Origin of the sequence: Micromonospora sp. WMMD714 (assembly GCF_029581315.1) — a bacterium.
GTDB lineage: Bacteria > Actinomycetota > Actinomycetes > Mycobacteriales > Micromonosporaceae > Micromonospora > Micromonospora rifamycinica.
The window spans coordinates 2,386,261-2,399,786 of sequence record NZ_CP120744.1 but is presented as its reverse complement, the minus strand read 5'-3'; the positions used below and the strand labels follow the sequence as shown (position 1 = coordinate 2,399,786).

General features: G+C 72.7%; 11 protein-coding genes. 9 read left to right on the top strand and 2 right to left on the bottom strand.

Going from position 1 to position 13,526, the window contains the following annotated elements:
• Positions 1 to 38: 38 nt before the first annotated feature.
• From dpgA to O7625_RS10750, 6 genes are all read left to right on the top strand, one after another.
• The gene (gene dpgA, locus O7625_RS10775; protein WP_282345677.1) at positions 39 to 1,190 is read left to right on the top strand and encodes a 3,5-dihydroxyphenylacetyl-CoA synthase DpgA; all 1,152 of its coding nucleotides are present in this window, start codon (positions 39 to 41) and stop codon (positions 1,188 to 1,190) included.
• Between the two features lie 56 nt (positions 1,191 to 1,246).
• Positions 1,247 to 1,912 (top strand): enoyl-CoA-hydratase DpgB, encoded by a 666-nt coding sequence (gene dpgB, locus O7625_RS10770; protein WP_282345676.1) that lies wholly within the window; start codon positions 1,247 to 1,249, stop codon positions 1,910 to 1,912.
• On the top strand, positions 1,893 to 3,218 hold the full coding sequence (gene dpgC, locus O7625_RS10765) for a (3,5-dihydroxyphenyl)acetyl-CoA 1,2-dioxygenase DpgC (protein ID WP_282345675.1): 1,326 nt from the start codon (positions 1,893 to 1,895) through the stop codon (positions 3,216 to 3,218). Before dpgB ends, dpgC begins: the two co-directional genes overlap by 20 nt.
• 133 nt (positions 3,219 to 3,351) lie before the next feature.
• A complete protein-coding gene (locus O7625_RS10760) occupies positions 3,352 to 3,945 on the top strand; it encodes a PadR family transcriptional regulator (RefSeq protein ID WP_282345674.1) in 594 nt (197 codons plus the stop codon).
• A gap of 28 nt (positions 3,946 to 3,973) precedes the next feature.
• A complete protein-coding gene (locus O7625_RS10755) occupies positions 3,974 to 5,245 on the top strand; it encodes an MFS transporter (protein WP_282345672.1) in 1,272 nt (423 codons plus the stop codon).
• Positions 5,246 to 5,388: 143 nt separating this feature from the next.
• Positions 5,389 to 7,848, top strand: a complete 2,460-nt coding sequence (locus O7625_RS10750; RefSeq protein WP_282345671.1) for a BTAD domain-containing putative transcriptional regulator — start codon at positions 5,389 to 5,391, stop codon at positions 7,846 to 7,848.
• Between the two features lie 38 nt (positions 7,849 to 7,886).
• On the opposite strand, the gene O7625_RS10745 is transcribed toward O7625_RS10750, so the two are convergent.
• Complete coding sequence (locus tag O7625_RS10745; RefSeq protein ID WP_282345670.1) at positions 7,887 to 8,123, bottom strand: RyR domain-containing protein; 237 nt, start codon at positions 8,121 to 8,123, stop codon at positions 7,887 to 7,889.
• Positions 8,124 to 8,151: 28 nt separating this feature from the next.
• The gene (locus O7625_RS10740; protein ID WP_282345668.1) at positions 8,152 to 10,278 is read right to left on the bottom strand and encodes a toll/interleukin-1 receptor domain-containing protein; all 2,127 of its coding nucleotides are present in this window, start codon (positions 10,276 to 10,278) and stop codon (positions 8,152 to 8,154) included.
• Between the two features lie 132 nt (positions 10,279 to 10,410).
• Here O7625_RS10740 and O7625_RS10735 point away from each other — a divergent pair, with 132 nt between their 5' ends.
• Genes O7625_RS10735 through O7625_RS10725 form a run of 3 tightly spaced genes read left to right on the top strand, consistent with a single transcriptional unit; the run spans position 10,411 to position 13,414 of the window.
• The gene (locus tag O7625_RS10735) at positions 10,411 to 10,557 is read left to right on the top strand and encodes a hypothetical protein (protein ID WP_282345666.1); all 147 of its coding nucleotides are present in this window, start codon (positions 10,411 to 10,413) and stop codon (positions 10,555 to 10,557) included.
• Positions 10,554 to 11,600 (top strand): macro domain-containing protein, encoded by a 1,047-nt coding sequence (locus O7625_RS10730; RefSeq protein WP_282345664.1) that lies wholly within the window; start codon positions 10,554 to 10,556, stop codon positions 11,598 to 11,600. Before O7625_RS10735 ends, O7625_RS10730 begins: the two co-directional genes overlap by 4 nt.
• On the top strand, positions 11,597 to 13,414 hold the full coding sequence (locus O7625_RS10725) for a hypothetical protein (RefSeq protein ID WP_282345662.1): 1,818 nt from the start codon (positions 11,597 to 11,599) through the stop codon (positions 13,412 to 13,414). Before O7625_RS10730 ends, O7625_RS10725 begins: the two co-directional genes overlap by 4 nt.
• Positions 13,415 to 13,526 lie beyond the last annotated feature (112 nt).

The window sequence follows — 13,526 nt, the reverse complement described above, 5'->3', positions numbered from 1 at the left end:
GCGAAACACCTGATCAGGAGCCGGAAACGGATGTGGGGGTGGACGTACCGGTGAGCACCGCGACCGCGCCACTGCCCCATCCGGGGCTGCTCCGCGCCGCGCCGCCGCCGGCGCTCGGAACCCACGCCATGGCCCGCGTCCTCGCGGTCGGCACGGCCGTCCCGCCGACCGGATACACCCAGCGGGAACTGCTGGACATCCTCGACGTCCGCGATCCCCGCATCCGGTCGGTGTACCTCAACAGCGCCATCGAGCGCCGGTTCCTCACCCTCCCCGAGGCGGGGCCGGACGGCACCCGTGTCATGGAGACGACCGGACAGCTCCTCGCCAAGCACAAGCAGCAGGGCGTGGCGATGGGCGTCCGGGCAGTGCACGAGTGCCTCAAGCAGACCGGGGCGGACCTCTCCGACGTGCGCTACCTGTGCTGTGTCACCTCCACCGGCTTCCTGACCCCGGGTTTCAGCGCGCTGCTCATCCGGGAGTTGGGGCTCGACCGGCACGTCAGTCGCGCCGACGTGGTCGGCATGGGATGCAACGCCGGCCTGAACAGTCTGAACGTGGTCGCCGGCTGGGCCCGTAGCAACCCGGGCGAGCTGGCGGTGATGGTCTGCATCGAGGCCTGCTCGGCGGCGTACGTCTTCGACGGCACGATGCGTACCTCGGTGGTGAACAGCCTCTTCGGGGACGGTTCGGCGGCGGTCGCGCTGGTCGCCGGCGGTCGGGACGACGACACCGTCCCCCACCGGACCACGCCCCGGATCGTCGACTTCACCAGCTGCATCATCCCCGAGGCGGTGGACGCGATGCGGTACGACTGGGACACCGCCCAGAACGGCTTCAGCTTCTACCTCGACCCCGACATCCCGTACGTGGTCGGCGCGCACGCCAGGGCGACGGTGGACCGACTGCTCGGCCGTTCCGGGTTGCGGCAGGACGACGTCGCCCACTGGCTGGTCCACTCCGGGGGCAAGAAGGTCATCGACGCCGTCGGGGTGAACCTCGGCCTGACCCGCTACGACCTGCGGCACACCATCAGCGTGCTGCGCGACTACGGCAACCTGTCCAGCGGATCCTTCCTGTTCTCCTACGAACGGCTGTTGCGCGAAGCCACCGTCCGCCCCGGCGAGTACGGCGTGCTCATGACCATGGGTCCGGGCTCCACCATCGAGACCGCCCTGGTCCGTTGGTGACCCGACCGTCCCCACCCGACCTGGGAGAAGAGCCCCCACCCGACCTGGGAGAAGACATGCCCCTCCAGCACGTCGTCGACGGCACCCTGCCCCTCACGGCGGCGGTCGTCGCCGCACTCGACGCCTTCATCGACACCGTTCAGGACGCCCCCGCCGGGCGGGTCGCCGTCCTCGAACTCACCGGGACACCCCCGGACCGGAAGCACCCGGCGCTGAGCCTGGTCAACAAGTGGGAGCGCGTCCTGCGCCGGTGGGAACGGGTGGCCGCGCCGACGGTGGCGGTGGCCCGGGGGGACTGCGGCGGCACCGCCGTGGAGATCCTGCTCGCCACCGACCTCCGGATCGCGGCGACCGACGCCCGCCTGCACCTGCCGGCCGCCGGGTCAGGGGTCTGGCCCGGTATGGGGCTGTACCGGCTGGTGAACCAGGCCGGTTACGCCCGGGTGCGCCGGGACGTCCTGCTCGGCAACGTGATCCCGGCCGACCGGGCCTTCGCCCTCGACCTGGTCGACGAGGTGACCGACGACCCCGCGGGCGCCGTCGCCGTGGCGGTGGCCGCTCTCGCCGCCGCAGGCCCCGACGTCGCGGTCCGCCGGCAGTTGATGCTCGACGCGACCACCACCCCGTTCGAGGAGGCGCTCGGTCGGCACCTGGCCGCCTGTGACCGGGTCCTGCGCGACGGGGACGACGAGGAGGCGCGTGATGTCGTCTTCGCCGGTTGAGCGGGTCGGACAGCTGGCCGGGGCGCGGGACGTCACCGCCGCCGAGGCGGCACTGGACGGACTCCTCGCCGGCTGTCCCACCCCGAGCCGTCGTTCACCGCGGCAGCGGGAGGCGGTCGCGGCGGCCCGCGGCCGGGCGCGTGACCTGAAGGACGCGTTCCTGCGAACGTCCGTCGACCAGCTCTACGACGAGCTGACCGACGGCCACCGACGGTTCCTCCGGCTGGACGACCTGTGCGCCGCCGCCGCCACGGCGGTGCCCGGTCTGGTGCCGACCCCGGCCCGGTCCGACGCGGAGCTGCTCCGGCCGCCGGCCGAGAAGGAGGGCCTCGACGTCGACCAGAGCATCCTGGTCAGCCACGTGCTGCGTTCCGACCGGGCCGGCCCGCATCTGCTGGCGGCGATGCGGCGGCCCACCCGCCGGGCCGGTGACCTGCTGCCGGAGCTGCTGCGGGCCGGCGCGGTGGAGCTGCGTTCGGTCCGGGTGGAGGTGCGTGACGGGGCGGCGTACCTGACGATGCGGCGTGCCGACTGTCTGAACGCGGAGGACAACGAGCAGGTCGAGGACATGGAGACCGCCGTCGACCTGGCGCTGCTGGCCCCCTCGGTCCGGGTCGGGGTGCTCCGGGGCGGCGTGATGACCCATCCCCGGTACGCCGGTCGACGGGTGTTCAGCGCCGGGATCAACCTGAAGTCCCTGCACGCCGGACGGATCTCGTACCTGGGCTTCCTGCTGCGCCGGGAGCTGGGCTACCTCGCCAAGATCGTCCACGGGTTGACCGGCGGAGGCGACGACGCCTGGGACGGCGGGCCGGTGCAGAAGCCGTGGATCGCCGCGGTGGACACCTTCGCGATCGGCGGCGGGGCGCAGATCCTGCTCGCCTGCGACCGGGTGATCGCCGAGCGGGGGGCCTTCTTCAGCCTCCCGGCCGCGCAGGAGGGGATCATCCCCGGTGCGGGGAACCTGCGGCTCGGCCGGGTCGCCGGAGGCCGGCTCTCCCGGCAGATCGTCCTCGTCGGGCGGCGGGTCACCACCGACGAGCCGGCCGCCGGGTTGCTGTTCGACGAGGTCGTACCGGCGGACGGGATGGACGCGGCGATCGTCCGGGAGGTGACCCGGATGGACAGTCCGGCGGTGGTGGCGAACCGCAGGATGCTGAACCTCGCCGAGGAGCCGCAGGCGCTGTTCCGGCTCTATCTGGCCGAGTTCGCCGTCCAGCAGGCGCGGCGGCTCTACAGCGGGGACGTGCTGGACAAGGTCACCCGGTTCAGCACCGGCCCACTCGCCGGGGCGCCGGCGGGTTGACCGGCACGGCGCGGGGCGCGAGCGGACCTGGTGGCCTCCGACGTCGGCGGGTCACGGGTGCCGACCTCCTTCCCCGACGATACATAGCGATATATCGTTGAGGGGTTCGTCCTGCGTACCGTGGAGGTTGTCGATGACGGACCGGCACGTGCACCTGGGGCCCGACGCGGACCCGTCGGACCTGCCACCACCACCGCTGCCACCGTTGCCGCCGATGCCACCACCGCCGCCACCGCCGCCACCGCCGCCGGGCCGGGTCCGACGGCCGGTCCGGATGCGCCGGGGAGACGTGCGGGCGGCGCTGCTCTCGCTGCTGCACGAGCATCCGGGCAACGGCTACCAGCTCATCCGGGCCATCACCGACCGCAGCGGGGGCCGGTGGCGGCCCAGCCCCGGTTCGGTCTACCCGGCGCTGTCGCAGTTGGAGGACGAGGGCCTGGTCGTCACCACCGGCACCGGCGCCGAACGCCGGTGCCACCTCACCGACGCCGGCCACGCGTTAGTGACCGGCGACCCCGCCCGGACACACGAGCCGTGGGCCGCGGCGGCCCGGCTGGTGCCCGACGCGGTCGTCGAGGTCCGGGCCGCGCTCGACGGCCTGACCGCCGCCGTCAACCAGGTCACCACCGCCGGCACCGACGCACAACTCGACCGGACCGCTCGGATGCTGGAGTCGGTCCGCCGCGACGTCTACCGCATCCTCGCCGGCGACGATGCCACCCGATGAGCACCCCTTCGAGGCCAGGAGCAACGTGATGGAGGCACCACCCGGCGTCCCGACCGTTCTCGACGCGGCGCCTTCCGACGAAACCCCGCTGCGGCGCAACCGCAACTTCCAGCTCCTGTGGAGCGGGTCCGCGCTCGCGTTCCTCGGGCGGGAGATCACCGACCTCGCCTACCCGCTGGTGGTCCTGGCCGCCACCGGCTCGGCGGCCTGGGCCGGCACGTTCGGTGCCGTGCAGATGCTGGTGGCCCTGCTGGTCGGTCTGCCGGCCGGGGCACTCGTCGACGCGTACGACCGGCGGGTCCTGCTGATCACCATGGAATCGGTCCGGGCCACGGCCTCGGCGAGCGTCCTGGTGGCGGTCGCGCTCGACGCGGTCACCCTGCCGCACCTGCTGGCCGCCGGGGTGGCGGTCGGCGCGGTCCAGCCGCTCGGCGGCTCGGCCCGGATGCTCCTCGTCCGGGCGGTGGTGCCGCCGAGGCAGCTCACCGCCGCGTTGACCCAGGAGGAGATCCGTACTCACGCGGCGGCACTGTCCGGCCCTCCGCTGGCCGGCCTCCTCTACGCCACCGCGACGGCGTTGCCCTTCCTGGGCAGCACCGTCTCGTTCCTGGTGTCCGCCTTCTGCGCGGTGTTCGTCCGGCCCCCGGCCCGGGACAGGGAGGCCGGCACCGGGGCCGGGAAGGGCCGGCTTCTCCGCCACGCGCTCGCCGGGCCCGCCCAGCTCTGGCGGGTGCCGGCGCTACGGGCGGCCACCGTCTTCGCCGCGGCGCTGAACCTGGTCACCGCACCGCTGATCCTCGTCGTCATCGTGGTGCTGACCCGCCAGGGGGCGTCCCCGACCGTGATCGGTCTGACCTCGGCCGGCCTCGCGTTGGGTGGGCTCGCCGGCACGCTGCTGGTCCGCCCGCTGCACCGGGCGCTCGGGCCCGGCACGCTCATGCTCTGGCTCGGCGGCACGGCGGTCGCCACCATCGCGGCGCTGGCCCTGCCCTGGGGTTCGTGGTGGCTGGCCGCCGCGCTGTTCCTGCTCGGTCTCGGTGGGCCGTCGATGCGGGTGCTGGTCGACATCCTCATCTTCCGGCAGATACCCGATGAGCAACGGGGCCGGGCCATCTCGGCGTTCATGACGATCCTCACCGCCGGCGCGGCGGTCGGCCTGTTCCTCTCCGGGCAACTCCTGCGGTGGATACCGTCGTCGATCGCGATCCTGAGCCTGGCGGGCCTCCTGGCGATCACCGTCGTGGTCGCGGCGACCGACCGGCGGATCCGTACCGCCCGCTGGCCGGACGAGTCGCCCTGACACCCACCCGACAGACCGGTCCGGCCGTACCCGGATACACGGGATGCCGGCCACGCAATCGATCAGTATCGTGGTCCTGAGCGGACGTTAAGGAAAGGCGGCCAGGACGGATCACAGCACTGGCGGACTCAACGGGGGCTATAGTGGAAATTCGGGTACTCGGACCGGTCGAGTTGTGGCATCGGGAAAGGCCGATACGACTCGCCCGCCGGCAACAACGGCTCATTCTCGGCATCCTGGCGCTCCGGGCGAACGAATCGGTGTCGACGAGTCAGCTGATCGACCTGCTCTGGGGGGACGCGCCGCCCAGGCAGGCCAGGGCGGTGGTGCAGACCCGGATCAGTGAGCTGCGCGCCGTGCTCAACACCGCTGACGGCGGCCTGGTCCACCTGCACACCCGGGGCGGGGAGTACCGGCTCGAGTCGCCCCCGTCCGCCGTCGACGCCCAGCACTTCCTCGCCCTCTCCCAGGCCGCCCGGGAGGAGCCGGACGCGGCGAGCGCGGTCCGTACCCTCGGCCGGGCACTCGACCTGTGGCGGGGTCCGGTTCTCGGCGGGGACGTCCCCGATGAGAGCTACGCGACCGTCTGCCAGCGGCTGGAGTCCGCCCGCCTCACCGCCGTCGAGGAACTCTTCGACCTCGAACTCGACCAGGGCAACCAGCGGGGGATCGTCGACGAACTGCTGGCGACCGCCCAGGCCAACCCGTCCCGCGAACGCCTCGTCCGGCAGCTCATGCTGGCCCTGAGCAGGGTGGGCCGCAGCGCGGAGGCACTCAGCCACTACGAGAGATGGCGGCGGTGGCTGGCCGACGAGTTCGGGGCCGACCCACAGCCGGAGACCCAACGCGTACACCTGTCGATACTGCGCGAGGGCCACGAGGACCCGGTCGAGGAGGTGGCCGCGTCCGCGGACGGCCCGGTCGGCAGGCAGCCGCACGCCGACGTGTCCCGACTCCTGCCACCGGACATCAGCGACTTCACCGGCCGTACCGTCGAGGTCGAACGGATGCGTCGGCTGCTCACCGCGCCGACACGGACCGGGGTGGCGGTGGTGACGGTGGTCGGGTCGGGCGGCGTCGGCAAGTCCGCCCTCTCGGTGCACGTCGCGCACACCGTCCAAGAGAGCTTCCCGGACGGACAGATGTACGCCGACCTCCACGGCTGCGACCACCGTGACCCGGTCGATCCGGCCGAGGTGCTCGGTCGGTTCCTCCGGGCACTCGGGGTGGCCGGTACGGCGGTGCCCGACACCGTCGAGGAACGGGCGGACCTCTACCGGAACCTCCTCGCCGAGCGACGGGTCCTGGTGGTGCTCGACAACGCGGCCACCGACGAACAGATCATCCCGCTCGTGCCGGCGGGCCGGCAGTGCGCGGTGATCGTCAACGGTCGCGCCCACCTCGGGTCGACCTTCGGTGCGTCGACGCTACGGCTGGCGGCCCTCGACCCCGCCTCGGCCGGTGAACTGCTCGCCCGGGTGACCGGTGACCAGCGGGTGCACGCCGAGCCGGCGGCCGCCGCCGAGCTGTCCCGTCAGTGCGGGTTCCTCCCGCTCGCCCTCCGCGTCCTCGGAGCCCGGCTCGCCGCGAAGCCGCACTGGAGCGTGGAGAAGCTCCGCGGGATGCTCCGGGACGAGAGCCGCCGATTGGACCAGCTCAGCTACCGCGAGTGGGACGTACGGGCGAGCCTGGCGGCCAGCTACGTCGGACTGTCCGAGGACGCGCGGCGACTGCTACGCCTGACCGGTCACCTCGACCTCGCCCACACCGACCCGGGGATCGCCGCCGCATCGCTGGACGTCTCCCCCGGTGAGGGTGAAGCACTGCTGGAGCAACTCTTCGACGCGCACCTGGTGGAGGCGGTCCGGGCCGAACCCATGGTCGGCGCCCGCTTCCGGCTGCACCACCTGGTGCGCCTCTACGCCCGGGAACGCGCCGCCGCCGAGGACGATCCGGCGGAGCTGACCGCCGCCCGGAGCCGGGGCTTCGGCGCCTGGCTCACCCTGGCCGAACTGGCCCGCAGGGCGGTCGGCGACGACACGGGCATGCGGCACCGTGCCGTCGCCGAGCGTTACCCGGTCGGCGGGGAGCCGGCCCGGCTGGCCCGCACGGCACCCCTGACCTGGTTCGACGGTGAACGCGCGGCGCTCGCCGTGGTCGCCCGCAGAGCTGCGGGGAAGGGGCATCCGGCGGCCTGCTGGGAGCTGGTCGACGCCGTCTCCCCGCTGTTCCGGCTGCGCCGCTCACTCACCGAGTGGCACGAGCTGCTACTCGTCGCGCTGGCCAGCGCCCGCTCGGCCGGAGACCGGCTGGGCGAGGCGACCATCCTGCACCGGCTCGCCGCGTGCAGCCGTGACCGGCAGGACTTCACCCGGGCCGAGCGGTACGTCGAGGAGTCGCAGACGCTCTTCGCGACGGTCGAGGACCACGAACTCCCGTACCTGGCCCGCACCGGCCCCGTCCCGGGCGAAACGCCACGCGCGGCGACGCCCACACCCGCCCACCGGTTCCGGCTCGACGACCTCGGACGCATCGCCGCCGGACCGCGTGCCGGCCTACTCCTGGTCGAGGACGATCCCGGCGCCGGGCCGGCGAGGCGCTGAACCCGCGCACCGGCTGGGAGCGGGCCTACCGGGGCTGCTCAGGTGAGGTCGCGCTCGATCCGGAAGCCCAGTTTGATCAGCAGCCGGATCGTCCCGTCGATGAGCTCCCGGTCGTAGGACTTGTCGCCGTCGTCCAGATCCTCGTAGGCGACCAGGTTCGGGTGGGTCTTCTCCACGTCGTCGCGGGCCTCGCCGTACCGCCAGCCGTCCGCGAGCCGTTTCGCGGCCCAGATGTCGTGCGCCTGGCGGGACAGCGTCTCCCGTTCCCTGCGCACCTCGGGCGGCACCTCGACCCCACTGGTGTCAATCGGCTGCGGATGCCACACCGGATGCCCCCTCGTCTGCCGCGTCGGTGCGCGGCGGTCGCGGCCAGTGCGCAGAGACTAACCGGCTGACGGCGGTAAATGCGCGCTCCGCCGCCACCGCACGGGCGGCGTCGTCCGCGTCGGGTGGCGCGACGCCGACGACCGCGCTGAAGTGACTGATCCGCCCGTACGTCCGGAAGTCCTCCAACTGTTCGACGGTGTCCACCGACAGCACGGCCACCGCCACCGTGTCGGGCCAGGCGTTCAGCACCGGGGCGAAGGCGGCGGCGTCCGGGGCGGGCACCACCTCGTCCCCGACGGCCAGTGTTCCCCGTACCACCGACGGCAGCCCCTCCGCCGATGCCGCGACCCCCGGATCGGTCGGGTAGTCCCGGTGCGGACTGGGCACGAACGAGCTGTCGATGCTCAACCGGTGGAAGCCGCAGATCCGGTCGGCGACCACCACGTCGGCCGGCACCACGGCCGACGCGGTGCCGAGCAGCACGACGTGCTCCGGTGCGAACGCCTCGACGGCCGCGCGCAGCGCCTCCCGGCCGCCGTCCGTGCCGGCCCGGCAGAGCACCAGTTGGTAGCCGCTGCCCTGCCGACGGGCCACCGTGCCGCCGAGCCAGTCGAAGTGGTTGGGGTGCTCGGCCGTGCCGACCACCGGGGCCGGGTGGCGCAGGGTGCGGGCCGCCGCCGCGTACTCCGTCGGGCCGGCGGCGAGCACGACGACGTCCACGTCCAGCGCGGTCCGCCCACCGGCCACGGTGATCTCGATACGGGGGCGGTGCCGCCGGTCGGTCAGGTCGGTCAGCGCCCGGTCCACGTCGTCGACGACGCGTCGCACCCGCGCGGCGGCGTCCAGGTGCACCACCGAGGCGCCCTGGACGGGCACGCTGGCGCCGGCGTGATGGTCGAGGAAGTACGGCAGTATCCGCATCCGTCCCCGACCACTCAACTCCAGCGCGATCTCCATCTCCTTCCGGCACCACGCGCTGTCCAGGTAGTGCCGGCTCACCAACGGCACGAAGATCCGGCACTCCCCCACCTTGGCGAGCAGGCGGTGCTCCCACGCCTTGCCCCGCGGCAGGTCGCTGTTGAACAGGTAGTGGAAGTGCTCGACGTTGCGCAGGTCCAGCTCCTGGGCGATCAGCTGGGCGAAGTCGTTGTCGCCCTGGGCGCTGCTGAGGAAGACCGGCCCCTGGTCCCGGCCGAGGCTCCAGACGTACCGGCGGGCCTCCGGCAGGCCGACGAACGGGAGGCGGGGCATCTGCAGCCGGCCGATCTCCCGGCCCAGCTCCGGCAGCAGCACGTCCATCTCGGACCACCAGATGGCGTGCCGGTTGACCGCACTGGACGCCTGCAGCGCGTGGCTCACGGCGAGCCGGGGCAGTTGCCGGACGGCGTCGTCGGGGCGGTGGCAGACCAGCCGGACTGTCGGCACGCCACGGGCCTGGAGGAACGGCAGCACCCAGGACGGCGTCCGAGGGTCGAGGACGTCGAGGAGGACGAAGTCGTACCGGTCCAGCAGGGTCGCCGCACCGGCGGCGTCGACCTCGTCGCGCAGCAGGGCCGCGGAGATGTCGTCCACCTGCCAACCGGCCTGGGAGATGAGCCGGCGCAGCTCCGGTTCGGCCGCCCGGTACTCGGGGGTCGGTGGGAGCACGAGCGCGGCGGCGCCCAACGGACGGTCCACCTCGTCGGCGTGCTCCCGGGCGCGGGCCGCCAGCTCGTCGAGGGCGGCCAGGGGCATCCGGTACGCGGCGAGCCGGTTGCGGTTGAACGGACGGGCCAGGTCCGCGCCGATGAAATGGCGTGCCGGAATGTTGATCTCCGGTATCACCAGTCTCGGCCGGTTCGCCAGGACCGCCATCCCGTACTCGTGCACCGCGAATGGTGAACACCGGTACTGCGGTTGATTTTCCCGACGCGTGACCACAGCGACGAAACAGGCGGTTCGTCGCATCATCAACTCAAGGTGCATCGTGGACAGGGTGGCGGAGCGCGGGTCGACGGCGAGGGCGAACCGTTCCGACAGCACCTCGAGAAAGAAGTCGGTCACCCGCCGGTCCAGGACGTCGTAGCTGTGGCTGAAGTAGGCCGCTGGGCGCTCGTCGAGCATCTCTGGTCCTCCCCTGAAGCCATTTTCCGACAGTTCGCTCCAACATCAACGACGTGGGAGCCGGAGTTATCCTCAGGTTAGGCGCTGCGCTTCGTGCGGAATGCGCGTGCTTTTCGATCAAGGAGCGGCAACGTGCGCGATCACCAGCCGAACGTCGAGATCCTTTCCGAGCAGGTGCTCCGCACCACCCCACGCGAGGAACACGTCCTCGTCATTCTCAAGGACGCCAAGACCCGCACCGACCTGCGCTGGTTGCACCGGAAAAGGTCACGGTCGTGAATCCACCGCTGCTCGGCGTCACCGGTGCCCTCATGCTGATCGGCATTCTGTTGCAGGTCTGGTTCTCCGCCCCGCAACGCGCCGGCCGACAGGCCGCGATGCAGCTGCCATCGGTGCTGCTCTACGCGGTCGCGGTTTCGCTGCTGATGTTCTCGATCTTTCCGGAATCGTACGCCGACGGCCGTGCCCTCGGCTTCAGCATCGGCGGTGCCGCGGCGTTCGTCCTGATCTCCATCACCCTCTCCTTCCAGTGGCTGGCCCGCGCCGGCAAGCGCGACGCGCTCGAAGCCGAGGTACGCCAGGCCCGCCAGGAGGTCGAGCGGCTGAAACTGCGGCTGACCATCGTGGAGGCCGCCCGGCAGCCCCAACGCCTGCACCGCACCACCCGGACCGTGGCGTTCATCCGGCAGGACCGCCGGCACCGCCTCGGCATCGTCACCGGCAACATCGCCAATGTCACCGGCATCGACGTCTGGGTGAACGCGGAGAACACCCGGATGGAGATGGCCCGCCCGACGGAGCCGACCATCTCCGGCACGATCCGCTACCGGGGCGGACGACGGGACACGGCCGGCAACCTGGTCGACGACCTCATCTACGACGAGCTGCGCACGGTGGCGCTGCGCACGCCGGTCGCCCCCGCGACGGTGTTCACCACCTCCGCCGGCAGGCTCGCCGTCGACAACGGCGTCAAGCGGATCCTGCACGTAGCCTCGGTCGACGGCTCACCCGGCACCGGCTACCGGCAGGTCTCCGACATCGGCGGTTGCATGCGCAACGTGCTGGCCGAACTCGACCGGCTCAACGCCGGCGGCGACCAGCTCCGGACGGTCGTCATGCCGCTGCTCGGCACCAGCAACGGCGGTGGTGACCCGGAGCGGACCGCGCAGATCATGGTGGAGGCGGCGCTGGACTACTTCCGGACCCACCCCGCCAGCCGGATCCGCACCGTCCACCTGCTCGCCTTCACCGACCTGGAGGAGCGGATCATCCGCCTGGTGCTGACCGACCACCGGGACATCAGCGGTCTCGAGTCCGGATGACCGTGCTCGACGACGCGGTCGCCACGATCGCCGAACCAGGCCCGGCCGGTGTCCTCCTCTGGACCGGAGCCGGCGTCTCCCGGGGTGCGCCGAGTTGCCTGCCGACCGGTTGGCAGCTCACCGAGCGTGCCTTCGCCGCGCTGTTCCGCCCGTTCACCCTGGACGTCGTGCTCGCGTACCACGAACTGCTGGGCTGGCGGCGGGGATCGGTGTGCCCGGCCGAGCCGGCCCGGACCCGGCTGCCCCGGCTGGAGACCGCGCTCGGCGCCGGTGCGCAGCAGAGCCCCGACCTGATCGGGGAGATCCTCGCCGACGTGCGGGACGCCCGGCCCAACCCGGTGCACGGGTTCCTCGCCGCCCACCTGCACGGCGGCGGACGCCAGCTCACCGCCAACTTCGACCTGTGCGTCGAACGCGCCCACGTCGGCCGGTACGGCCGGTCGCCGGACCCCGGGCAGCTCCACCACTTCCACAACGCGTTCTCCGACGGGTCGGATCCGGCCCGGTTGGGCGCCACCCTGGCGCGCATCGAACGTGGCTTCGACGCCGCCGACCGGGCGGCGCTCGTCGACCGGCTGCGCGGCCCGGCCCGCCGGGTCGTCATGGTCGGCTACAGCGGCAGCGACTTCTTCGACGTGGACGTGGCGGTCGCCGACCTCCCACCGGGCTCGCTCGACGGTCTGACCGTCCACTGGGTCAACCACTCGTCGTGTGCCTGGCACCGGCCGACCCCACGGCCGTCGACCGCCGTCTTCGACGTCGAGTACGGCGACCCGGACGGGGTCCTGCCCTCCCTCGCCGGGCACCTGCGCAGAGCCGGGGCCACCGTCGAGTTCCTCTGCGGGCCGACCACCACGCTGCTCGACGGGCTCGCCGTTCGCTGGGGCTTCGACCGGGTGCCCCCGCCGGTCCTGCGGCCACCGCCCGCCGTCGACGTCGCCGTGGACGACCGACGCCGCACGGCCGCCACCTTCCGGTACTTCCGCGCGGTCGGGCTCGTGCCCGAGGTCCGTCGGCTGCTCGCCGAGGAGCCGGACGTCGCCGCCGACGAGCTGGTCCTCACCCGGTCCGACCTGATGTGGGAGGAGGGCCGGTACACCGACCTGCGCCGCTGGTGGCGACAGCAGCCACCGTCGCCCCGCCGCACCGAACGTATCGGGGCGACCCTCTGGGTCCAGGGGCGGTTGCTGCCCGCCTACGCGTGGCTGACGTGGCACCGGCGGCGGGCCTCGAACGACGCGGAGCTACGGCTGATCGCCGAGACCGAGGCCCGGGTCATCGAGCACATGCGGCTGGTGCCCGACCTGCGCTGGCTGGGCCGCCCGCTGGCACGCGACGCGGCCCGCTGGTTGCCGGCACCCCGGCAGCAGGACGGGCTGCACGAGTTCCGGCGACTCACCGACGTCTCCGGAAGCCTGCGGAACTCCACGGCGGCCACCTCCCGGCCGGAGTCCGAGGCGGCCGAGACCCAGGAGTGGTTCCTGGAGGCCGGCAACGTCCACGCCGCCCTCGCTTACCAGCACCGGCGGCTGCGGGACAACCATCGCGTCACGACCCCCGTCGCCGAGCTGGGCCGGCTCTACCGGGCGCAGCAGCGTCGGGCCGGCATCCTCGGCTCGACGGCGGCATCCTGGCGGGTGCTCCTGCTTCCCCGGGCCGGGCAGGTGTTCACCCTGCGGGAGGCGGTGGTCGGGTGCGTCGCCGTGCAGTTCGGCGCCTGGCACCGGGTACGCCTGCTCGGTCGGCTCCTGATCGACCGGTTCCGGTCCCGGATCCGCCCCGCCCCGCCGGACGACCGGGGCTCCCTGCCCTGAGCTACCCGCGCCTGCCCGGCGTACGGCCGCCGCCCCGGATCCCTGGGGGAAAACCACCAGGCCGAGCCGGGTGGTTGCCGGCTTCTGACCACCGACGCGGGTGCCTAACGTC